We start from the raw sequence: 23,085 nt of genomic DNA, 5'->3' as shown, positions 1-23,085 counted from the left end.
TTCTTTTTCTTTTGGTCATATAACAACAAAGCCCCCCGCTGTGTCTACAACGGAGGGCTTCAATATTTTTAAAAATCTGAGGTGCTTAGCCTGCTACTTCGGAGATTTGTTGCTCAGAAAGTCCGATCAGCTGAGCAATTGGATTGATCACCTGAAGCTCACAACGACCACCCTGCTGACGTGCATGGTGCAATGTTTTCGCTGCCTGATTCAACCAGTCCGCTGACCGTTCAAATTCTGGATCAATGCCCTGTAAGCCAATCGTTGCTACTTCAGACAATTGCGCCGACAAGCCACTTACTTCTTTTAGCATAGGAGAATGTGCAATTACTTGCTGCAACTTGGCATCGTTAGCCTGCCACAGTTGAAGCATATCTTTGATGTCCTGCAACTTATCAAGTTTACCTGCTTTAAAGTCCTGTACCAAAAATTTAAACTTCAATGCATCTGGCGCATCGGCAGCACAGGCATCGGCAAATTTCTGGAATGAAAAATAGCTGTTGTACATCGTCCCCATAGGATTTCGGGTATAGCCTTTCATTGGCTCGGACACCCGCACCAAAGTATGCAAAGCGTTCGTTTCCTGCCCATTGGCCAACAATCGAATAATTCCTTCACGTGATTTAATATGCTGAAGGCCTTCAATTTCCAGCTGATGACTCACGATATCCAATCGTCGGTACATGTCCCGTACATCGCGAACATCTGCCGCAGACCATAAACGCTCCGCCACTGCGGCTGTTCTTGGCCATACACGACTCTCCTGTGTTGTAGCTGTTACAAGCTCCGACCACATGGTTGCTTCACCACCAAGAATCAAATCCTTCTCTTTCTGCGAAGTCAGCTGCTTTGGCATCACATAAGTATTGTAATGATCTTCCGCAGAAAATAATAAATCCAAATAAAAACCGTTCGACAACACCGTTGGGTAACCTGCCTGTACCGCCGTTACCAAACTCTCTCCTGGTCCTTTGCCTTCGTTTTCTCCTCTCCAGGAATGGATTACCGCAGTTGTCGGAATTTCTGGATTCTGAATTTCTTCCCAACCCATCATTTTCTTGTTATTCTTTTGAAGGATCTTCTCCACTTTCAGGTTAAAATAAGCTTGCAAGGCATGATTATCCTTGATGTTATTTTTTGCCATAAAAGCCTGAATTGAGGGGTTGTGTGTCCAGTGGTGCCCTTCATTTTCATCACCACCAATATGGAAATAAGGATCAGGAAATAGCGCGGCCATTTCAGTAAAAAGAGTATTCAGAAATTTATAGGTCGCTTTATTGGTAGGGTCAAGGGTTGGGTCAAAAATACCCGCATTTACCTCCCGCTGATAAGCGGTGGCGTTTTGGTCAGAGCCCAATGATGGGAAAGCCTCCAGAATTGCCGTGGCGTGACCAGGAACATCAAACTCAGGCATCACACGAATTCCGCGATCTGCAGCGTATTGAATAATCTCTTTGATCTGCTGTTGTGTATAAAACTCCCCATCGGAAGCCTTTGCCGTAAGCTGTGGGAATTTCTTGCTTTCAATTCTCCAGGCCTGATTATCCGATAGGTGAAAGTGCATCACATTCATTTTCACAAAGGCCATTCCGTCGATATTCCTCTTGATGACATCCATCGGCATAAAATGGCGGGCGGCATCAATCATCAGCCCTCTCCATACAAACCTTGGCGCATCTTCAACCGTCATGGCCTGAAAATAATAGCCGTTGGCATCAGATTTCACCAACTGGCTCAAAGTGGTAAGCCCGTGCATGGCTCCCAAATCTGTTGGGGCGGTCAATATTACCTTTGAAGGCGTAATTTCGAGCGTGTAGCTTTCATCCTCTCCTACTTCAAGGGTACCTGTGCGCTGTACGTTCACTTGCATGGGAAAGGCGGCATCGGCGGTAGCCTGACGGACAAACTGCTGGGGAAACCAAAGTCCTGTACGGTGATCAAGACCTCTGAGGAAATGGGTCGTTGCTTTTGAAAGTCGTTCTCCACCACCATTAATGGCAATTTTGAAAGACTGTTCCAATCGGTACTGTCCCTGGTCAATTTTTACACTTTGTGGTAATGGCATAACATCGACTGGGGCATTTTTCGATAGGCCGATATAGGGCACCAAGGCGATGAGCAATAGGAGGAGAAAAAACTGTCGCATGTGATAATTTTTATTTTCTAAAAAAAGAGCTTCTTATTTTTAACAAAAATAAAAAATATAGCCCAATAATTAAGCATAAATTATAAATAAATGCCTGCTATAGAAAATAAAAAGAAAAAACACCCCACCAACCCCTCAACTTACAATTAAAAAGGGCTTAAATAATCGCTGAAATTAATTATTACTGTTCTGAACCAGATGAAAAGTGAAATTATCTTTGGAAAACTTCTCACAGCAAGATTTCATCCAATGGCCTATTTCATTCATGTCTCGGCCTTTTTTGATTTTAGCCCTGAAAAGTCGAAGATCCACACCTTCCAAAACGCCATCGGTAGCCAAAAAGAATACATCACCTTTCTGAACCTCCGCCTGATAAACATCTGCCTGGGTTTTTTCTCCACGAAGAGAAACGCTACGGGTAATTACATTCCTGCCTGGCCAAACCTTGCCTTCTTTTTCGGAAATGACCCCAGCGTCAATGAGGTTCTGAACCATCGAATGGTCTTTGGAGCGGTAAACCTGCTCGCCGTTCTCGGAAAAATGATAAAATGGGGAATCGCCAACCCATGCCACAATCACCTGATCCTGCACCCATTGCGCAACCACCACAGTGGTGCCCATTTGCTGTGTTGCAGAGGAAGAAAATTCCGATCGAAAATCAAGCTCTGCGCGTTGAATTTCGTGCTGCAATTCCTCAGCAAGCCAGGGGGCATTATTGGTTCTCCATGCCGTGGCAATATGTTCAGCAATATACTTGGAAGCTTCCGCGCCTCGTTCAGCACCACCAACACCATCACAAACCACCAGCAATCGACCATAATCATTGGATTCCTCCGTGAAGTAGTCTTCATTGGCGCTACGCTTTCCCACTCCAGTACAAGCATATGCATGGGGATTTGCAAATGTGGGAAATAAAGACTTATTCATCAAACTCAAGATACGGGTGCTTACAAACATAAAAATATAGCTCTAACATATATATATGAGCAATAAATTCACAGAAACCACATCTTTTTTTTTACAATAGCCATTTATTTTGACTGATTTTAAGGAAAACTAAGGCTATAGGGTAATTGGTGCTATTTTATGAATGTTTTCCGTATCTTTACTTGTTCAATCAATATATATGATGGAAAAGACCATGCAAACAGGGAAACGCCCGATCACCGATTGGCTGCCAATCACCAGAAAAGAAGCACTCTCGCGAGGGTGGGATGAAATTGATGTTGTGCTGATTTCAGGGGATGCATATGTGGATCACCCCTCTTTCGGAGCGGCGGTTATCGGCAGGATGATCGAGGCCGAAGGTTTACGTGTCGCAATTGTTCCGCAACCCAACTGGCAGGATGACCTGCGCGATTTCAAGAAATTCGGGAAGCCGCGTTTGTTTTTCGGGGTTACTGGTGGCTGCATGGATCCTATGGTTAATCATTATACCGCCAACAAACGCCGCCGATCCAATGATGCCTATACCCCTGGAGGTGAAGCGGGATTCCGCCCCGATTACGCTACATCGGTTTATACGAGAATCCTGAAAGATTTATATCCTGACGTGCCCGTGATGATCGGTGGAATCGAGGCCTCTTTGCGTCGTGTAACCCATTATGATTACTGGCAGGACAAACTTTTACCGTCGATTATGGCCAGTAGCAATGCCGACCTGTTGGTGTACGGTATGGGGGAGCAACCCCTTCGTGAAATTATCCGACTGGCAAAAAAAGGCGTGCCTTTAAGTTCGATGCATAATATCCCTCAAACAGGAATTATGCGACCTATTGAAGAGCCTTTACCGATCAATAAAGGGTGGGAAGACCAACAATTGCATTCTCATGAATTATGCTTGAAAGACAAACTGGCCTATGCTGCCAATTTCAAACATATTGAGCAGGAAAGTAACAAGCTGTATGCAAAGCGGCTCATCCAGCCGATTGGCGAACACCACCTGATCATGAACCCGCCATATAAAACCATGACGCAGAAGGAAATGGACAAATCGTTTGATATGCCCTTCACCCGCCTGCCGCATCCGAAATATGACAAACGGGGGGTAATCCCTGCCTGGGAAATGATCAAGTTCTCCATCAATATGCACCGTGGCTGTTTTGGGGGCTGTTCGTTCTGTACCATTTCTGCACATCAGGGGAAATTTATCGCCAGCCGTTCACAAAAATCCATCATGAAAGAGGTGGAACAGGTAACAGAAATGCCTGACTTTAAAGGCTATATTTCTGATATGGGTGGCCCTTCAGCCAACATGTATAACCTGAAAGGGATAGATCAGGCGATTTGTGACAAATGTGTCAGCCCATCGTGTATTCATCCTGTGGTGTGTTCCAACCTCGACACCAACCACCAGAGTATGGTCGATCTTCTGAAAAAGGTGGATCAGCACCCGAAAGTAAAAAAAGCCTTTGTGGGCAGTGGTATCCGCTATGACCTGCTTGTGAAGAGTTTCAATAAAAATGGCGACAACAGCCTCGATAAATACCTCGATCAGGTGATTGGCCACCATGTATCTGGCCGTTTGAAGGTAGCCCCTGAGCACACCTCCGACGATACCCTGAAGCTGATGCGTAAACCTTCTTTCAAACACTTTCATGAGTTCAAGAAGAAGTTTGACCATTATAATGAAAAGCATGGTTTGAAGCAGCAGCTTATTCCCTATTTCATCTCCTCGCACCCTGGTTGCAAGGAAGAAGATATGGCGAATTTGGCGGCAGAAACCAAAAATATGGGCTTCCAGCTTGAGCAGGTACAGGATTTTACGCCAACCCCAATGACGGTGGCTACGGTTGCCTATTATGCAGGAGTTCACCCTTATACGCTTAAACCGATTTACACCCCAAAAACCAAAACAGAGAAATTGGCACAACATCAGTTTTTCTTTTGGTACAAATCGGAAAAACGCGAAGGTATCCGTCGTCGATTACGGGAGTTGAACCGAGAAGACCTCGAGGCTATTTTGCTCAAAGGTCCTGTAAAATCGAAAAACGACCGACCGTCGAAATCACCTGTGCGCAATAAAAAGAAATCGGATATGCACCAGGCATTTGTAAGTGCAGATGGGTCATCAGAATCATCTTCAAAAACGCGGAACGGGAAAAAACGCTCGACTACTGGCGTAAGAGATGGGAAGTCAAGAGCAAAAACAACCCATAATGGCGGAAAATCTTACAAGCCTAATAGCAAAAGAAAGTCCCGAAGATAAACCAAAAACAAAAAAACTGAAGCGTAATTTTTAATCGATTTACGCTTTAGTTTTTGAACAAAAAAAAGTCTCCTATTTTAAGGAGACCTCTACTGAACCCAAAATAAACTATTAAGTTTAATTTTTTGTCTGACCGAATATTTCGTCAGTCTTATCGTAAATGATAATTGCCTTGGACAAGCAACTATCGGCTTGGTAACAGCGTTACCGAATGTTTTTATCGACCTTTTAGAATGGATGTTGGTCGATTGATTAGTTCGATTTTTATCGAATGGCTTTTTGTTGTTAATTCAATATACAATAAATAATTACAAATTTTTCAATCTTCAATAATAATCAATGCTCAAAACCGAACAATGACGACGATAAATTGTGAAGATTAAAAAATATGACATGAATTAATTATTTATATTTTTAACCTAAATCATTATATCGCGATCGGGTGAAAATATTTTACTATGTTAACAAATTGTTAAGAAATTAATTAATCTGAAAAAGTTTTGCATTTAAAAGCACACTCGGCAAAATTGGATCGGAAGTCAAATAAAAAGAAGATGACAGAGAAGAAATTAAATCAGGTGGCTGAGCAGGAAGTCCGTCAGTTAAGAAGATTCATTAAAGAGGGACACGTTCCAAAGGAGTCCGTAACCATGGAGTTGTTTGTGGAAACCGTTTCTGAAGATCGCAATGTTCCCCGCGAACAAGCTGCCAAACTCGAAGAACGTTTAGCCTTCTGGATGAAGGAAATTGGCTTTGAACTTTAAGTTGATGAAATAAAAAAGGGGTTTCCAATAAGAATGGAAGCCCCTTTTTTTGCGACCGCTTTCAAGCTGATTGTAGCCATTTTATAAATTTCAGCACCTCAATTGAGGCGTTCATGCCTGATCCTACTTCATATCGCGCTGGCGAACGGCTTCAAAAGTAACGACGGCTGCCGCTACTGAGACATTCAGCGAATCGTTAATGCCCCGCATCGGGATCACGATATTTTGGTCTGACTCCTCTGCCCATAAATCAGTAACTCCCCAAGCCTCAGAACCTGCAATAATTGCACACGGACCTTTATAGTCCTGCTCATAATAAGGAGCCGCCGCTTCAATATGTGTTACATAAATTTTGATGCCCTTTTCCCTGAGGAACTTAATGACATTCTCGGAAGTGTCAAAAGCCACAGGCATCGAAAAAATACAGCCCACCGAAGAACGAATAGCATTTGGATTGTATAAATCCACCTGAGCGTCCGCCATAATAACGGCTGAAACGCCTGCGGCATCTGCGGTACGAAGCAAAGCCCCCAAATTTCCAGGCTTCTCCATTCCTTCACAAACCATCAGCAAAGGATTTTCGCCCAAAGGTAAATCTTCCAACTGCTGCGAACGCATCTTTACAATGCCCACCATCTCGCTGGTACCTTCCCGATAAGCAATTTTTGAAAATACATTATTAGAACACGCCAACCATTGCGGGCGCAAACCCTTCGCTGTACAGCATTGCTCTACGGCTGTCAGATGTTCCTGCACCGTCTTTTCTTTCGAATAATACAGCTCCTCAACTACCAGCCCATTTTCAATGGCAAAAGTAACCTCCTTGGTTCCCTCAACAACAAACAGCTGATTCTTCTTCCGCTCCCGAGATTTGGACTGCAACTTAATCAGTCGTTTTATCCTCTCGTTCGATGGCGCATTAATTTCAATATGCATGGATTCCTTTTATACTAAGATCATTCTCGATTTTCACAAAGGTCGCTGAAGTTGCCCTTAAACGCAAATCTGAAACACCTGCATTTTTTGTTCAGTGCACAACAGCTTATCATACATTGTACTTTCTTAACGGAAATATATCCTTATCTTTGCAGGAAGATTTTAGGCTTTTCCAAGATGCGGAAAAGCCTAAAATCTACATATTTCATTATAACACATTGCACATATATGTCTGTATATTCACTGAATAAGGCCGTTTGGAAGGATTATGAATTGATCGATTCTGGAGATTTTGAGAAGTTGGAACGTTTTGGTCAGATGGTACTTTGGAGACCTGAACCACAGGCGGTTTGGTCGAAACAACTGCCCCTATCAGAATGGAAAAAAAGACATCATGTGCGCTATATCCGTTCCAAAACACCAGGCATCAAGCTGACAAGCGAAAAAGGAATTTGGGAGAAAACACCCAAAGCGCAGGAGGAATGGCCGATCACCTATCATGGCTCAGAGTTCCATTTCAAACTGAAGTTACAACTGACCTCCTTTGGCCATGTAGGGCTTTTTCCTGAACAGTCTGACAACTGGGAGTATATCTACAAACAGGTAAAGGCACATTCAGAAACCAAACCTAAGGTCCTGAACTTATTTGCCTATACGGGTGGCGCTTCGCTGGCTGCTGCGGCAGGTGGTGCATTTGTTTCCCACCTCGATTCGATCAAAAAAACAGTAACGTGGGCCAATCAAAACCGACAACTGAATGACCATCTTCCAGAAATGCGCTGGGTGGTTGAGGATGCCCTGGCTTTCGTAAAGCGTGAAGCACGTCGTGGAAACAAGTACCACGGAATCATTCTTGACCCTCCTGCTTACGGTCGTGGCCCTAAAGGAGAAAAATGGGTATTGGAAGAGCAAGTGGACGATTTGGTAAAGAGTGTTGCACAGATTCTCGAAGAAGAATGCTTTGTCGTTCTGAACCTGTATTCAATGGGCCTTTCGGCGGTAATTATCCGCAACCTGGTGAGAATGCACATTAAAGGATCTCTGGAAATTGAGCTGGGCGAAAACGTTGTGCCCTCAAGCACTGGCGCAGAATTGCCTTTGGGGACCTTCCTGCGTGTATCAAAAAAGAACTAAAATTTTTTACCGACTGAATTATGAACAGAACACGAGCGCAAGAGTCGCGAGCGGCTATCGAAAAATTATATGTCATGATGCGCCACCTATTTATGCGTGGCTTTTACAAACCATTGGGAGTATCTGGAGAAGCATTGCGCTCTGCCCTGCTTTCCTTACGCCCAGAAATTTACGGGGTAATTGCCGATCCTGAGAAGGTGGAGCTGAATGGTTTGGCTTATGTGATTGAACGACTGCCGAAAGGCATTGAGCAATGTCGCTTTATAAAACTGACAGCCGACGAAGGTTATGCGGAATCCAAATTCCCGACGATTATTCCTTCAAAACGCCGACGCCGCTGTTTCCGCATCGATAAGGAAACCATGTACATTGAGGTTACCCGTGGCCGAAGTGAGATCTATGACATCCTGACCCACCTGACCTTCCTTTATGTGGAAGCGGACAAAATCCGCAGATATGCCCTTGACGACAAAGGCAATGTTACCCGCCAATGGGAAAAGCTTGCTGAAATTGCCCATGGGGATGTCCGCATTACAGATGAAAACAAAGAAAAAGCACTTGTTTACCTGTCGGGAATGCTGGGGCGCACTTTCCATGAAACACAGGCGGCCTATACAAGATTCGAAGAATCGAGTGAGGATCACAATGGTTTGTTCAAAGTCATTTACAGCCTTGGAAAACAAGCGATTGAAGAAACAAACGGGAAAAAATTACGCCAGGTGAGTTTCACGCCTGCATTGCGGGAACGAATTGGCCACCATATTCATGGGTCGGTTTGGGCTCAAAACATCAAACGAACCTTAAAAGAACACGGACTTATTGACCGTCCTATTCATATCATCAGTGCCAATCTGCACTCGGTAATGAATAGCCTGTACGCCTATCCGGCACTTGCTGCGGCCAAAGAAAAAACAGGTTCTATCCTCGAAATGGCCACAGCACTGAGCAAGTCAAATGCCAAGCGCAACCAAAACCTGATCAGGGAATATGCTGAAGCCAATGGATTATTGGAAATCCCTGATTCTTCAGGTACCAATATTGGTGTTCAGCTGATTGATACGCAGCAACTCAAATGGAAATCCTTGAGCCCAGAGATCAGCCGATTGGATACAAAATCACAGAAAGCTGCACCTGTTCTTTTGGTGATGGATTATGCATTTGGGGAACAGGCATTCGAAACGGTGGACGAACTGGTGAAGCCTTATAAAGAAGATGGACAGGTCATTCCACTGGATATTCAGTCGGTTAATATTATGGGTAAGGCTGGCATTCTGACAGGTGGCAAAGGAGATATTATGATTCCTAACGCCCATGTTTTTGAAGGTACCGCGGATAATTATCCTTTTGACAATGACCTAAGCATTGAAGATTTCAAGGACGATCAGCTTCCTGTATATGCAGGCCCGATGATCACCGTTCTGGGAACTTCTCTGCAAAATAAAGATGTGCTTTCGTATTTCCGCCATTCATCATGGAAGGCTATTGGCCTGGAGATGGAAGGTGCCCATTATCAAAAAGCGATACAGGCGGCCTCAAAAATCCGTTGCACAATTAACAGTGATGTCGTACTGCGCTACGCATATTATGCTTCTGATAATCCATTGCATACGGGCTCAACGCTCGCAAGCGGGCCTTTGGGCGAGGTAGGCGTACGACCGACCTACTTGATTACTGTAAAAATTCTGAATAAAATTTTCGAAAGAAAATAGAAATATGGACAAGCAAGGATTCTCCTATCATATCCTTAATAGTATTTCACAAAGCCCACTGTTGCACGACGAAGGTCTACACAACAGTGTGGCCTTTCAAGTGGTGGCCACCATCATGATTTTCGTGGTGGCTTTCGGCTTGGGGGAAATTAACCGCCGACTGATTTTCCGCCCGATAATCCACCTGATCTACCAAAGAGATAAGGACCTGCCCAAGAAGCTCGCCGAGCTGAAATTACTGCGGTTCATCTCCTTCTTTACCAACATTACCATCGTTTATTTACTGGTCGGTAATATCCCCTCTTTACTGGATACCATTCAAAATTTTATCGCCAAGCTCTCCCTGGTGATGCTGTTATTTTTGGGGACCCGTCTGGTTACGCTTTTCCTTGAATTGGCAGACTATAAATACGCCCAGAAAGCGATGCAGAAGCAGTCGTCTTTCAGTGGTTACATTGGAGTGCTGAGCTTCTTCATGTATCTGGTCGCCTTTATTTTCTCTTTGTCGATCATCATTAATGAATCACCTTTTGCCCTCCTGACAACCCTTGCGGGTTTTACGGCCCTGTTTTTATTGGCATTCCGCGATACCATTATGTCTATATATGCATCGGTGGTCATTACACACGGGCAGCTCGTTGAAGTTGGCGACTGGATAGAAATGCCTTCTGACGGGGTTGATGGTGAAGTGGATGAAGTTAGTCTGAATGTGGTAAAAGTCCGAAACTGGGATAAAACCATCATGACTTTTCCGACCTACAAACTTGTGGGTGGGACTTTCAAAAACTGGCAGGGAATGCGACGGTTGGGCATCCGCCGAATCAAGAGAATCATTCTCCTTGACATGAATTCGATCCGCTTTCTGAGTGAATTGGAAGTCAATCAGATTAAATCGCAAATTCCATTGCTGTCGGATATGAAGATCAAGGATGACCTTCACAGCTTTAATGCCGTTCCGCAGGACCCGATTACAAAATATGTTTCCAACGTAACGCTGTTCAGAAATTATATGGTTCAGTATTTACATGCTCATCCAAAAATTTCGAATCGGGGAATGTTGCTGGTGCGCGAAAAAGAGCCAAGTCAAAATGGCCTGCCAATAGAGATCTATTGTTTCTCCGACAGATCCGACTGGGTTTATTATGAAAATTTACAATCCTCCATTTTTGATCACATCCTTTCGGTGGTCGCTCTTTTTAAATTAAGAGTCTATCAGCGGGATCAGTCGTGGCAAAATGGGCTGCAAGGGACCTCTTCAGAAATATTCTGGGAAATGCCCAACAAACCGCATGGTTATAGCGATATCGACACCTTTAAAAAAAGATAAGTACTTAAAAGCACGGGCGGAATACCCCAAAAAGCAGTTTTTCTTACCTCTCAAAGTCCTTCGGGACTTTTTTTTATCCCCCATTAGCTTGGTTCACCCTTAGTGAAACACTTTTCATCCCGAATACAAAGGAGGCTAAACATAAAGTTTTCAAGTAGGTTAGTAAGGATAGTAATAACGCATTCTATTCGAACATCTTAACCTGCAATTTATGATTCAGAAAAAACAATTGCTCTCCGTTAATTATGCGATTGTAAACTATGAACAGGCTTCTGATCACTTGATTGAAAAGGCTAAAACCCGTACCTCATACGGAGTTTCTGCCTTGGCCGTTCATGGGCTCATTGAGTCTTACTGGGATCGCACACTGAGTGAACAAGTCAATAAAATTCCGCTGGTTGTTGCTGACGGGCAACCCATTCGATGGGCACTTAACAGCATATATGGCACTGGCATGAAAGATCGGGTCTATGGCCCGACCCTGACTCTTCACGTGCTTGAAAAGGCGAATCGCGATCATTTAAATGTTTACCTGTACGGCAGCACGGCCAGTACTTTGAAGCAATTTCAGGCATTTATCCATAAAACATATCCCAACGTACACATCTGTGGCGTGCATCAGGACAGGTTCCGTGATGCCACTGCGGAAGAAGATCTCGAAGACATTGAAAAGATCAATGCTTCAGGTGCTCATGTGGTTTTGGTGGGCAGAGGTTGCCCCCGACAGGAAAAATGGGTGGCGGACCATCTCGGTAAAGTAAATGCCATGATGATGGCCGTCGGTGCTGCATTTGACTTTCACGCGGGAACCCAAAAGCAGGCCCCAAAATGGATGCAAGACAATGGTTTGGAATGGTTCTTCCGACTGACTCAGGAACCCAAAAGGCTGTGGAAGCGCTACCTGACCACCAACAGCACCTTTGTCTATCTTTTTCTTCGTCAAAAGTTTTTCGCTTAACCAACATATAATAACAACTCACATCATGAAAGCAGTTTTAATCACAGGCGCTGCGGGCCTGATAGGAAGTGAGGCCGTGGCCTTTTTTGCTGATAAATTTGACACCGTTATAGGTGTTGATAACAACCTGAGAAAATATTTCTTTGGGGAGGCAGGTTCCGTAGAATGGAATCAGGCACGACTGAAGGAAAAATATCCCAACTACAAACATGTAAATCTGGATATTCGCGATCAGCAGGCGCTGGAGGAACTCTACAAGGAATATGGCACTGACATTGATCTGATTGTCCATACAGCGGCACAACCAAGCCACGACTGGGCAGCCAAGGAGCCATTTACAGATTTTACAGTGAATGCCAATGGCACCCTGAACCTTTTGGAGTACACCAGGCAGTATGCCCCAGAGGCCGTATTCATCTTCACCTCAACCAATAAGGTTTATGGTGACACGCCCAACTATTTACCCCTGATAGAGCTCGAAAAAAGATGGGAAATTGTGGAAACACACCCATATTTCGATCATGGGATCGATGAAAATATGTCGATAGACCATTCAAAGCACTCTTTGTTTGGCGCTTCGAAGGTTGCCGCCGACGTATTGGTACAGGAATATGGTAAGTATTTCGGAATGAAAACAGGTGTTTTCAGAGGTGGATGCCTAACTGGCCCCAACCATTCAGGTGCTAAACTGCATGGATTCCTGAGCTACTTGATGAAATGTGCCGTGTCTGGTGATCATTACACAATTTTCGGCTACAAAGGCAAACAGGTTCGGGATAACATCCACGCGCACGATTTAGTCAATATGTTCTGGCATTTCTACCAAAACCCACGACAAGGAGAAGTTTATAATGCTGGCGGTGGCCGCCACTCCAACTGTTCAATGATGGAGGCCATTGAAATCTGTGAAGGAGTCACAGGTAAAAAAATGAACTACTCTTATTCTGACGATAACCGAATCGGGGACCACATCTGGTATGTCAGTGATTTAACAAAATTTAAAAACCATTATCCAGATTGGCACTGGAAATATAACCTTGAGGATATTCTCAATCAGATTCACACTGGGATTACCGTGCGGGTCTAACAGAAAGAGCGATCAAATGATCGCTCTTTTTTTATTTTTCTATTTCCAGTTTTTCGCTGCCCAATCCTTACGAGCCTGCTCATCTTGGAAAGTCCAGGCTAAAAAGCGGGTACGCTTCTGCCCTTGCATCATTTTTATTTCTCTAAAATCTGCCACACCCACTTTTTTCAACTGCTTTTTAAGGTCAAAAATATGGTCTTTTTGCGACACCAATGCACTGAACCACAGCACTTGATCTTTATGGTTTAAGCTTTCCTTAATCATGAATTTCACAAAAAGCAACTCACCTCCAGGTACCCAAAGTTCGGCATCCTGACCACTGAAATTCCTTTTGGGTAAAACGGGCTTATCACGATGAAGCTTCTGCCACTTTTGAATATTGGCCTTTTCTGCTTCCGCCTCTGAACTGTAAAAAGGAGGATTACACATGGTGAAATCGTAACACTCCCCTTCACGGATCACCCCTTTGAAATACTGCTTAATTGCTTTTTGATGCACTAATTTGATTGCAGAAGGACCAAGGTCGTTCGCCTTCAAGATACTTAACCCATGCTGAATAGAGGCCTGACTTTGTTCTGAAGCAACAAATGACCACTGAAACAACTTTCGGCCAATGATCGGGTAAATCAAACTTGCGCCAGTTCCAATATCAACGCCCTTAACTTTATCAGTAGGAATCACTCCTTCGTTGCATTCTGACAACAAATCGGCCAGATACAATACATAATCGGCACGGCCTGGTACAGGTGGCACCAAATTATTGCGAGGAATATTCCAGTCACTGATCTCGTAGTGCGCCTTGATCAGTGCGCTGTTTAAAGCTCTTACCGACAAATCATCGCTGAAATTAATGGTCTTCAAACCATTTTGTTTGGTAATCACATATTTTGACAACGAAGGATCTTTTTCCTCCAAAAGGTCAAAATCATAACCATCTTTATGGGGGTTCGAAGGATGGTGAGGTGGCAATTCTACCACACCATTTTTCGATTTTTTCTTATTTTGCATCATGCAAGTTACGATTAAGTTTGCTCCTATTCAATCTTTTATCCAATACTTGAACAAGGTCAATGATTCATCTCGGTTAACCCCTTTAAACTGACGGATGTTTATCAAAAGCCTGATGGACATTTTTGCCTACCAAATTCGGAACACCGTCAAAATGGTAAAGCAAGGAACCTATTCGGTATTTTTGAGCCCCTCGAAAACATTCATTTCCATTTTCCACAAGCACTCGAATGGCAACACCCTGATTATCTGCAAGTCCTAAAAAGATCAGTTTGGGCTATTGTAATGGTATAAATATTGATATTCATTAATTCGAATATTCGATTGATAAAAATTTAAATTCAACAATTTCCCTTTTATCTTTGGTAACCTACTTTTCTGAAAATCCTATGGGAGCTTAGGCCCTCACTTTTGCAGTTTTAAACCGCAAACAAGCGCTTCTATGTTAAAATTTTCAGGAATAAAATTCGGTCTGTTATCCAAACTACTGCTCGCCATTATCCTTGGTATTGCTATGGGCAGCCTTGACTTTTTGCCGTTGGTTCGCCTAATGGCCACTTTCAATGGTATATTTGGCAACTTTCTGGGCTTCGTCATCCCATTGATTATCGTCGGGTTTATCGCCCCAGGTATCGGTGACCTGGGAAAGGGAGCCGGTAAATTATTGGCCATTACGGCTGGCCTGGCCTACCTCTCTACTGTTTTTGCAGGCAGTCTGGCGTGGCTGATCAACACCTTGGCCCTTCCCTCTTTACTTCAGGGAAATGTCTTCAGTATCGGAGAACAACAGGAAGCCGTTATTGCCCCATTTTTCAAGGTGGATATGCCTCCCCTAATGCCCGTGATGTCTGCACTGCTTTTGGCTTTTATCTTAGGCTTGGGTATTACGATCCAAAAAGGGAATGCGATCAAGAATGTGATGAAGGAATTTCAGCTGATTATTGAAAAGATCATCTCGACGATCATCATCCCATTTTTACCGCTGCATATTGCGGGGATCTTTGCACAAATGACCTATTCAGGACAGGCAGCGATGATCCTGTCAGTATTTATAAAAGTGTTTGCCATCATCTTTGCCTTGCATATGCTGATGCTTTTGATACAGTTTACGGTAGCTGGAGCGCTCACAAAGCAATCGCCCTTTAAGCTGATCAAAAATATGTTGCCCGCTTATTTTACCGCCATTGGTACACAATCCTCTGCGGCAACCATTCCTGTAACCTTAAAACAAAGTCTGAAAAACAAAGTCAGTGAAGAGGTCGCCGACTTTGCCGTTCCTTTATGTGCAACCATTCACTTATCAGGTAGTACGATCACCATTACCTCTTGCGCCATGGCGATCATGATGCTCAATGGTATGCCGACGGATTTCTCACTGATCTTCGGCTTTGTGATGATGCTCGGCCTGACGATGATTGCCGCACCTGGTGTGCCAGGTGGTGCCGTGGTTGCCGCTCTTGGCTTGTTGGAAGCCATGCTGAATTTCTCTTTACCATTGACTTCCCTGATGATGGCACTGTACATGGCACAGGACAGTTTCGGTACGGCCTGTAATGTAACGGGCGACGGGGCGATCAGTATCATGGTGGATAAGCTGAATAAACAGAAGGGAGAAAAAGTGCCAACAAAACAAATAGAAGACCTTCAGAGCGTATAAGTTACGCAGCCATGGGACTTCACTTGTCACTTATTTTGGGGCGGTCGCACAACTATAATTGCAATTTATCAAACCAAATAAAACTTACTCATGCCCATTTAACCATGGAATGAATTCCATGTCTATTACAAAAAGTCCTTTCAGGACTGGTATGCCAAAGGAACATTTTGTGAAAGCTTTGGCTTTTAAGCCGAAGTAGATAGGTGGCAGAATAAAATTTGGATATTGTTCTTCCATGGACAGTTACACAACATTCCTACAATGAAATATTAAAACACAAAAAGCACCGAACAAAATGCTCGGTGCTTTACTTATTCTTGTCTTGAAAACCATCTATGGTCAAGAAATATTTCTGTTAGTGTTTTGCTACTGCATAATGAGTCTGTTGCAAATTAGGGTTAGCCAAAACCTTATCTACTGGAATAGGCATCCAAAACTGTGGGCTTCCCGCCTGCGCAGAGGCAATATCCATTAGATGACCATCACTTGAATTTAACGCTTGAGAAGTTGTTGCCAAATGATTTCTTCTTAAATCAAACAAGCGGAAACCTTCAAATGCCAATTCCTTACGACGCTCTGTCAACACTTCATTCAAAGTACCTGTTGCTTTTGGAGGCGTAACACCTTCCTCAAATCGTTGTGCTCGAAGCTGATCAAGAATTGCCGCCGCTTCAGCCGTTTTGTTCAACTGCGCCAAAGCTTCTGCTTTATTCAATAATACTTCAGCATAGCGAAGGATTTTTGGAGCTGTTAAGCCAAATACACCACTTGCTTCTTTGAATTTTTCTGGGAACACATATTTAATGGTATCACCTGCAGAAGACAAATGGTATGCCTTTCTCATGAAATCGTCACGAACATCTCCTTTTTTGAAGACTGCCAATAGCGTTGGGTTCGCACAGAATGCGTTGTATCCGTCATGAAGGTAAAGGTTCCCCTGATTATTGGTTCCATTGGAATTATCTGCGGTTACGCCAAACTCAAAGATTGTTTCGTCCGCTGAATTTTGACCATTGAAATAATTCAAAAAATCTTTCGCTGGTACCAAAGAAACGCCTGTTACCTTATCCGCATTCTTTACCACCTCTTCCAAAGCCTGCTCTTTTGTCAAGCCATTCACTTTTCCTGCTTCCTCATCAGCAATAAAAAGGTAAACACGGGTTCTCAAAGCATAAACCGCATTTACGGTTGGGTGCTGAACATCCGTAGTATTTTTGATCATGGTCTCGGCTTTGGCCAAATCAGCCAATACTTGCGCATAGATCTCCTCAGGTGTTGCATTTTTTGGTTGGAAAGCTTTGGTTTCCTCGCTATCGTTGGTCATTACTTTATTTACCAACGGCACACCCCCATAATTCTTCACCAATTTGAAATCTGCCAAGGCGCGAAGAAAATAAGCCTGACCTTTAAGGTCCTGAAGTTGAGCATCGTCCTTAAAGAATGATGGCGCTGTTTCCAGGATAAAGTTAGCTGATTCAACGACCTGATAAAGTCCCAAATAGGGTTTCAAATCACAGTTAGCTGGAGAACTTGTCAGGTTAACTCTATTGGTAAATCTTCCTGATGTGTTCCATGAAGGAACAACATTATCCGTTCCAATATCTGCGCCGTAATATTCATTACGTCCATAGAGGTTTTCATTCCAGAGTTTGGAAATCGTTCCATCCAATAATTCGCTTGGATTTTCACGGATACCATCTGCCTTTTTTGCAAAATTTGGATCCAAGTCCAAGTTACAAGAAGTCAAGCCCAGGGCCATTGCAGCCAATGCCCCCAGAAAATATGTTTTAATATTCATTATACGCTCAGCTTAGAATTTAACATTAACACCTGCAGACACCAAACGTCCTTCTGGGTATTCATAGAAGGTAGCGCCGTTATCAACAGTTGTTGGGGTGTACCCACTGAAGTTTGACCATGTAAACAAGTTTTGACCTGATACATAAAAACGAACACTTGACAATTTCAATTTATTCGCTGTCGCTTGAGGCAAACGGTAACCCAATATAACATTACGCAACTGTAAGTAATCACCATCCTCTAAAGTACGGGTAGAAGGTTGATTTCCTCCTCGTGATCCCCAGGCAGGGCGGAAGGCAATATCTCCAGGTTTTTCCCAGCGATTTGTATTTGCTGCAGCCACCTGATTATCCAAATAGTTTCCGTCAGAATCAGCATAATCCAGTGTGCTGTTCAAGATTTTATTACCCCCACGGAAGTTGAACATAAAGCTGAAATCGAACTGTCTAAAAGAGAAACTGTTGGTAATACCACCATTCCAGATCGGCATGGTACTCCCAGCATCAATTTGATTTGCCTCGCCATGAACGGTCGTTGCTACTCGGCCATTTGGCGCATAGAATAGCGATGAACTTTTCTGTACCGTCTCTTTAGTGATAGGTGCATTTTCATTCACATACCAGGCAGGCTTACCTGTCTGAGGTTCAGCACCCATCCATTCTTGCAAATAGAAACGATTGTAAGGCTGACCTTCAATTGTTCTGTAAGAGTTGGTAATCATTGGAGCATTCAACGTCAGCACCTCATTCTTATTGTAAGAGAAGTTCAAACTGGTATTCCAGGTAAACTTATCCATTTTAAGGTTTTGGGAATTAATGGCAATCTCAATACCGCGGTTAACCATTGATCCGATATTGCTTTTAATACTTCGGAACCCACTTGAGGAAGCTAATTGCTGACTCAGCAAGATATCTTTCGACTTTTCACTGTATAAGTCGACGTTTACCGACACACGGTCGATAAGACTGAAATCAAGACCAATATTTGACTTCACTTTTTTCTCCCATGTCAGGTTCTCATTCCCCAATTGGTAGTGGTAAGCTGCAGGATTCCCCAAATAAGTATTATAAGAGAATAAGTTTTGCCAGTTATAGTTACCAATAGAAGCGTTACCTGTTGTACCATAAGAAGCTCTCAGTTTCAAGTCGGTAAAAAGCTTGCTTTTGAAGAAAGACTCATTGGCAATGTTCCAGCTCGCTCCCACCGCATAGAAGTTACCATAGCGATTTTTACTTCCAAAACGCGAAGAACCATCACGGCGCAAAGATAAAGAGGCATAATATATCCCGTTGTAATCATAAGTTGCCTGAGACAACAATGAGAAGAATTTAAAATCATAAGACTTTCCACCGATACCAAATTGATCAGAAGCTGAGCTTGGGTTCTCCAAACCTGAAGGAAGGGATGTTCCTTTCAAGTGGCCCCAGGTATTTGTTTCCGATTGGTACTCAGTACCTGCCATCACGGATACATTGTGCTTTCCGGCGAATGTATGCTCGTAGTTCACCAAGTTAGTAGTGGTGAATGTTCCGCGATTACCAAATGAATTATCTACACGACCATGCGAAGCATTTCCGTCAAAAGTAGAAGGCGCGGTGTATGAGTTAGAGAGCGATCGATTAAATCGATAAGAGTTGGTTGAACTCAAAGAGAAATCATCATTGATTTGGTAATTCAGTTTACCAGAAACACCACCCCAAAGATTATTTCTTTTGTTGTATTTGTTTGCAGATTCATAAAGGAAATTCGCACGAGTTGTATTCATTTCATCGAGACGAGGCAATGGGTTTCCGTGATCGTCACGGCCACTTACCAAAGGAGAGTTGCCATAAGCCCCAGACAATGGAGAAGAGTAAGCCTCTCCTTTACCTGCATTTGTTGTGTTCGACAAAGACAAATCCGTTCCAATATTGAACGATAATTTTTCATTGACTTGATCATCCAAGCTGAAACGGCCATTGATACGGTCAAAATCTGAACCGATCAAAATACCATCTTGCTGAAAATAACCCATTGAGGCATAGTACTTCACGCTTTCATTACCACCATTGGCAGACAATTGGTAGTCTTGAGTTTTGCCCAAACGGAAAGCTTCATCCACCCAGTCAGTATTTATGCCAGTATCAGGAATACCATGCATCTTGCCGATCGTCGACGCATAGGTAGGGCCGTCCATAAGTTTGAAATTCCCACGGTTGATCTGCGTTACACCGTAACTTCCTGAGAAGTTGAATTTAGTTTTACCTGCTTTCCCTTTTTTGGTCGTGATCACGATCACACCGTTAGAACCACGTGCACCGTAAAGTACAGTCGCTGCTGCATCTTTTAAAACACGGATATCTTCAATATCACTTGGGTTAATAGAGGATAGTGGATCAGTATCTGCACCATTTCCATCAGAAACTACAGGATCTGCACTAACAATCACACCATCGATCACATACAATGGGTCTGCGCTACTGGAGATCGATCCCATACCACGAACACGAATGTTTGCTTTAGCACCTGGCTGCCCTGATGACTGCTGAATACTCAAACCAGTCGCTTTACCTTCCAAGCCATTAGCTACACTTGGGGTAACAATTTCTTTTACATTTTCAATTTTTGGAACGCTGGTCGCCTGGTTCACCTTAGTATAACCGACAATCTCTACCGCCTCCAGTTGTTTGGCATCAGCGCCTAAAACCACATCCATTTTGGATTGATTTCCGATGGTTTTGGTGATGGTTTTCAAACCAACAAAAGAATATACCAAAGCCGCTTTTGGCTGATTGACTTCAAGGGAATAATGACCATCAAAATCGGTAACCGTACCGGTGGTTGTGCCCTTGATCATAACGTTTACTCCTGGGAGCGTTTCTCCCGTATCATCAGTAACCTGTCCGGTTACTATTTTCCCTTGTGCCAATGCCATATTTATGGTAGCCATGGCCAGGAAAAACATCAAAAAGGAAATTTTTCTCATCGCAAAGTGCTTTTCAAGAATTAAAGAATAAGTAGGTTAAATAAACTTCAAAGATCATACTAAACTTGATTGCCCCGAGTCAACGGGTCAATTTCACCTTCCGAATTATCAAATTCATTTTGTGTAGCGTCTTATCAAACAGTGAAATTTATATGGTATTAATTTGATAGAATATTGGGGTATTTAGTAAGAGATTATCACCATTGAATGCTCATTAGTGATAAAAACACAAAATTATCCCTCCTTCTAAAGCACTAAACTAATTGGTCGGAATCGCTTATACCAACTTGTTAAAGACAATTTACACTCCCTTAACTGCATTCTAATTAGCCGCCTTGAAGAGGGATAATTAACAATACCTGATTCACTAAATGCTGAATTAAGAAAAGATTGGCTACACAATAAAAATTGTATTTGACCGATATACATCAGTTTAGGAATAGACTCTCAGAATTCGATAACAAATATTCAATGCATAAATCATAAATAACCAAATATTATTTTGTTATGGCTTTGGGCGTATTTCAAGCATGGAAGATTAAGCCAAAACGATCGTGTGCCTAAGCAAAAATTCGAAATGATGAACGGTATTTTAAAATGACAAATAAAATAAGTGCAAATAGTAATTTGGCATCAGTGGGGGCTGATGAATAAAATGAAGCGCATGAAAAGTAGGAAGCAGGTCGCTTTAAGGCATGTAATAAATCAACTTTCAGGGATCACGCTAATTTCATCAGCAGCAACTCCTGAAAATAAAGGGGAAACTCGTATTCCGTTAAGAAAGTGCCGGGCGATATTCTCCCGTGTGCGATTGAAAAATCCGTGGCCAATAAAAAAGCCTCAACCAAGTGGCTGAGGCTAATTTAAGTGATGCGGTTTATTATTTCAGGTTTTCAGGGTTCAGTCCTTCCAACTCTGGAATTACAAATAATCCATCTTTGCGAATCAAACGGCCATCGAAATACATTTCGCCTCCGCCATATTCCTCACGTTGAATACAAACCAAGTCCCAGTGCACGCTTGAACGGTTACCATTGTCTGCAGACTCATAAGCCTGTCCAGGAGTGAAATGGAATGAACCGCCGATTTTTTCATCAAAAAGAATATCGCCCATTGGTTCCATGATATATGGATTCACGCCAATCGCAAACTCCCCAACAAATCTTGCGCCTTCATCAGTATCAAATACCTTATTGATACGCTCGGTATCGTTGGCCGTGGCTTTGATGATCTTTCCGTTTTCGAAAGTCAGCTGAACATTTTCATACATGAATCCCTGATAAGGAGACATGGCGTTATAAGTAACAGTGCCATTAACCGAATCCTTTACTGGAGCGGTAAACACCTCTCCGTCGGGAATATTTCGCTTACCCGAACATTTCACCGCAGGAATATCCTTGATCGAGAAAGTAAGGTCAGTATTTGGTCCTTTAATATGAACCTGATCTGTGGCTTCCATCAATGTCTGAAGTGCATTCATGGCTTCGTCCATCTTGGCGTAATCAAGGGTACAAACGTTAAAATAATGATCCTCGAAAGCCTCAGTGCTCATTTTCGCCAACTGCGCCATCGAGGCGGTTGGGTAACGCAACACCACCCAGCGGGTCTTAGCCACACGAAGGTCAAGGTGGACTTTCTTTAAAATAGTCTCATTGAAGATTTCTGTCTTTTCATGCGGAACGTCCGTGAATTCGTTCACATTATCACCTGCACGCAAACCGATGTAAGCATCCATATCCCTCATCATGTCAGCTTCGGCCTGCGCCATGCGTTCAAATTGCGCTTTAGTCGCACCCATTCGCAAGCTGCGTTCCACTTCAAGGTCTTTTAATGAAACAAAAGGAAGGGCACCGATTTTATTGGCCTCTTTCACCAAAGCTATGACTAATTCCTTTTGCACACCAAAATTTTCAATCAGCACTTTTTCACCTGCTTTGAGGTCGCAGGAGTAGTTAATTAAATTTTTGGCTAATAGATCTATTCTTGGGTCTTTCATGAGTGAACTATTTTGTTGTTTAAATTTATTTTACGAAAAGAGATTTTTTCAGCCCAAAGCTAAAGAAAGAATTTTAAGTGTGCTTATATTTTAAGCCATAGATTGATATTTTAGTTTAGGTGGTTTGTATGGTTGGAGGTGTTAAGGACCATGATTACCTTGATTTACAGGATTGCCGGGATATATGATAGGGGTAGTGAAAAGCGCCATCCCGTAGAGACGTTATTTTTAACGTCTAACACAGTGCTGATTTTATCTGCTTTCCCGTAGGTTTATTCAAATGGTTGGGTGAGTCGTTCTTCCGAACGCCGGTACATGCATTTCAAATTTAGGTTCGTACCACCTAAAATCTTTGACTTAATAACACGAGACTTGGGGTACGGTGCTTTA

16 protein-coding genes are annotated in these 23,085 nt (G+C 43.0%); 9 read left to right on the top strand and 7 right to left on the bottom strand.

The features are described from left to right. Positions 1 to 85 precede the first annotated feature (85 nt). Complete coding sequence (locus AABK40_RS20070) at positions 86 to 2,146, bottom strand: beta-N-acetylhexosaminidase (RefSeq protein WP_338398911.1); 2,061 nt, start codon at positions 2,144 to 2,146, stop codon at positions 86 to 88. A gap of 174 nt (positions 2,147 to 2,320) precedes the next feature. Next, positions 2,321 to 3,016, bottom strand: coding sequence for a PP2C family protein-serine/threonine phosphatase (locus AABK40_RS20065; protein ID WP_338398910.1), 696 nt, complete (start codon positions 3,014 to 3,016; stop codon positions 2,321 to 2,323). A gap of 256 nt (positions 3,017 to 3,272) precedes the next feature. Here AABK40_RS20065 and AABK40_RS20060 point away from each other — a divergent pair, with 256 nt between their 5' ends. Both AABK40_RS20060 and AABK40_RS20055 read left to right on the top strand, forming a co-directional pair. Continuing rightward, positions 3,273 to 5,354 (top strand): YgiQ family radical SAM protein, encoded by a 2,082-nt coding sequence (locus AABK40_RS20060; RefSeq protein WP_332920131.1) that lies wholly within the window; start codon positions 3,273 to 3,275, stop codon positions 5,352 to 5,354. Between the two features lie 554 nt (positions 5,355 to 5,908). After that, positions 5,909 to 6,118, top strand: coding sequence for a hypothetical protein (locus AABK40_RS20055; protein ID WP_338398909.1), 210 nt, complete (start codon positions 5,909 to 5,911; stop codon positions 6,116 to 6,118). A 123-nt stretch (positions 6,119 to 6,241) separates the two neighbouring features. Here AABK40_RS20055 and AABK40_RS20050 read toward each other — a convergent pair whose 3' ends face one another. Continuing rightward, a complete protein-coding gene (locus AABK40_RS20050; RefSeq protein ID WP_338398908.1) occupies positions 6,242 to 7,054 on the bottom strand; it encodes a TrmH family RNA methyltransferase in 813 nt (270 codons plus the stop codon). 228 nt (positions 7,055 to 7,282) lie between these two features. On the opposite strand from AABK40_RS20050, the gene AABK40_RS20045 reads away from it, so the two are divergent. From AABK40_RS20045 to AABK40_RS20025, 5 genes are all read left to right on the top strand, one after another. Continuing rightward, on the top strand, positions 7,283 to 8,188 hold the full coding sequence (locus AABK40_RS20045) for a class I SAM-dependent methyltransferase (protein WP_332920128.1): 906 nt from the start codon (positions 7,283 to 7,285) through the stop codon (positions 8,186 to 8,188). Between the two features lie 20 nt (positions 8,189 to 8,208). Further along, complete coding sequence (locus AABK40_RS20040) at positions 8,209 to 9,897, top strand: DUF6909 family protein (protein WP_332920127.1); 1,689 nt, start codon at positions 8,209 to 8,211, stop codon at positions 9,895 to 9,897. 4 nt (positions 9,898 to 9,901) lie between these two features. Further along, positions 9,902 to 11,224, top strand: a complete 1,323-nt coding sequence (locus AABK40_RS20035) for a mechanosensitive ion channel family protein (protein ID WP_332920126.1) — start codon at positions 9,902 to 9,904, stop codon at positions 11,222 to 11,224. 211 nt (positions 11,225 to 11,435) lie between these two features. Continuing rightward, the gene (locus AABK40_RS20030; protein ID WP_332920125.1) at positions 11,436 to 12,182 is read left to right on the top strand and encodes a WecB/TagA/CpsF family glycosyltransferase; all 747 of its coding nucleotides are present in this window, start codon (positions 11,436 to 11,438) and stop codon (positions 12,180 to 12,182) included. 25 nt (positions 12,183 to 12,207) lie between these two features. Then, entirely contained in the window at positions 12,208 to 13,269 is a 1,062-nt protein-coding gene (locus AABK40_RS20025) for an NAD-dependent epimerase/dehydratase family protein (protein ID WP_338398907.1), read from the top strand. A 39-nt stretch (positions 13,270 to 13,308) separates the two neighbouring features. Here the strand turns inward: AABK40_RS20025 and rlmF are convergent, their stop codons facing one another. After that, the gene (gene rlmF, locus AABK40_RS20020) at positions 13,309 to 14,280 is read right to left on the bottom strand and encodes a 23S rRNA (adenine(1618)-N(6))-methyltransferase RlmF (RefSeq protein ID WP_338398906.1); all 972 of its coding nucleotides are present in this window, start codon (positions 14,278 to 14,280) and stop codon (positions 13,309 to 13,311) included. Between the two features lie 94 nt (positions 14,281 to 14,374). Here rlmF and AABK40_RS20015 point away from each other — a divergent pair, with 94 nt between their 5' ends. Together AABK40_RS20015 and AABK40_RS20010 are read left to right on the top strand one after the other, a co-directional pair. Next, a complete protein-coding gene (locus AABK40_RS20015) occupies positions 14,375 to 14,539 on the top strand; it encodes a hypothetical protein (protein ID WP_338398905.1) in 165 nt (54 codons plus the stop codon). 180 nt (positions 14,540 to 14,719) lie between these two features. Beyond that, on the top strand, positions 14,720 to 15,934 hold the full coding sequence (locus tag AABK40_RS20010) for a dicarboxylate/amino acid:cation symporter (RefSeq protein ID WP_338398904.1): 1,215 nt from the start codon (positions 14,720 to 14,722) through the stop codon (positions 15,932 to 15,934). 355 nt (positions 15,935 to 16,289) lie between these two features. On the opposite strand, the gene AABK40_RS20005 is transcribed toward AABK40_RS20010, so the two are convergent. From AABK40_RS20005 to AABK40_RS19995, 3 genes are all read right to left on the bottom strand, one after another. After that, positions 16,290 to 17,732 carry a RagB/SusD family nutrient uptake outer membrane protein gene (locus AABK40_RS20005; RefSeq protein WP_338398903.1) on the bottom strand — a complete coding sequence of 481 codons (1,443 nt, stop codon included), beginning with the start codon at positions 17,730 to 17,732 and terminating at the stop codon, positions 16,290 to 16,292. A gap of 12 nt (positions 17,733 to 17,744) precedes the next feature. Continuing rightward, positions 17,745 to 20,699, bottom strand: a complete 2,955-nt coding sequence (locus AABK40_RS20000; protein WP_338398902.1) for a SusC/RagA family TonB-linked outer membrane protein — start codon at positions 20,697 to 20,699, stop codon at positions 17,745 to 17,747. A gap of 880 nt (positions 20,700 to 21,579) precedes the next feature. Then, positions 21,580 to 22,695 (bottom strand): aminopeptidase, encoded by a 1,116-nt coding sequence (locus AABK40_RS19995; RefSeq protein ID WP_338398901.1) that lies wholly within the window; start codon positions 22,693 to 22,695, stop codon positions 21,580 to 21,582. Positions 22,696 to 23,085 lie beyond the last annotated feature (390 nt).

Source organism: Persicobacter psychrovividus (assembly GCF_036492425.1).
GTDB lineage: Bacteria > Bacteroidota > Bacteroidia > Cytophagales > Cyclobacteriaceae > Persicobacter > Persicobacter psychrovividus.
Note: the sequence above shows the minus strand (reverse complement) of the source record. Positions and strands in the feature narration are given on the sequence as shown.

Coding starts and splice junctions, on each gene's coding strand:
- AABK40_RS20070 (WP_338398911.1), bottom strand. CDS start 2,146: ATGCGACAGTTTTTTCTCCTCCTATTGCTCATCGCCTTGGTGCCCTAT.
- AABK40_RS20060 (WP_332920131.1), top strand. CDS start 3,273: ATGATGGAAAAGACCATGCAAACAGGGAAACGCCCGATCACCGATTGG.
- AABK40_RS20055 (WP_338398909.1), top strand. CDS start 5,909: ATGACAGAGAAGAAATTAAATCAGGTGGCTGAGCAGGAAGTCCGTCAG.
- AABK40_RS20050 (WP_338398908.1), bottom strand. CDS start 7,054: ATGCATATTGAAATTAATGCGCCATCGAACGAGAGGATAAAACGACTG.
- AABK40_RS20045 (WP_332920128.1), top strand. CDS start 7,283: ATGTCTGTATATTCACTGAATAAGGCCGTTTGGAAGGATTATGAATTG.
- AABK40_RS20040 (WP_332920127.1), top strand. CDS start 8,209: ATGAACAGAACACGAGCGCAAGAGTCGCGAGCGGCTATCGAAAAATTA.
- AABK40_RS20035 (WP_332920126.1), top strand. CDS start 9,902: ATGGACAAGCAAGGATTCTCCTATCATATCCTTAATAGTATTTCACAA.
- AABK40_RS20030 (WP_332920125.1), top strand. CDS start 11,436: ATGATTCAGAAAAAACAATTGCTCTCCGTTAATTATGCGATTGTAAAC.
- AABK40_RS20025 (WP_338398907.1), top strand. CDS start 12,208: ATGAAAGCAGTTTTAATCACAGGCGCTGCGGGCCTGATAGGAAGTGAG.
- rlmF (WP_338398906.1), bottom strand. CDS start 14,280: ATGATGCAAAATAAGAAAAAATCGAAAAATGGTGTGGTAGAATTGCCA.
- AABK40_RS20015 (WP_338398905.1), top strand. CDS start 14,375: ATGTTTATCAAAAGCCTGATGGACATTTTTGCCTACCAAATTCGGAAC.
- AABK40_RS20010 (WP_338398904.1), top strand. CDS start 14,720: ATGTTAAAATTTTCAGGAATAAAATTCGGTCTGTTATCCAAACTACTG.
- AABK40_RS20005 (WP_338398903.1), bottom strand. CDS start 17,732: ATGAATATTAAAACATATTTTCTGGGGGCATTGGCTGCAATGGCCCTG.
- AABK40_RS20000 (WP_338398902.1), bottom strand. CDS start 20,699: ATGAGAAAAATTTCCTTTTTGATGTTTTTCCTGGCCATGGCTACCATA.
- AABK40_RS19995 (WP_338398901.1), bottom strand. CDS start 22,695: ATGAAAGACCCAAGAATAGATCTATTAGCCAAAAATTTAATTAACTAC.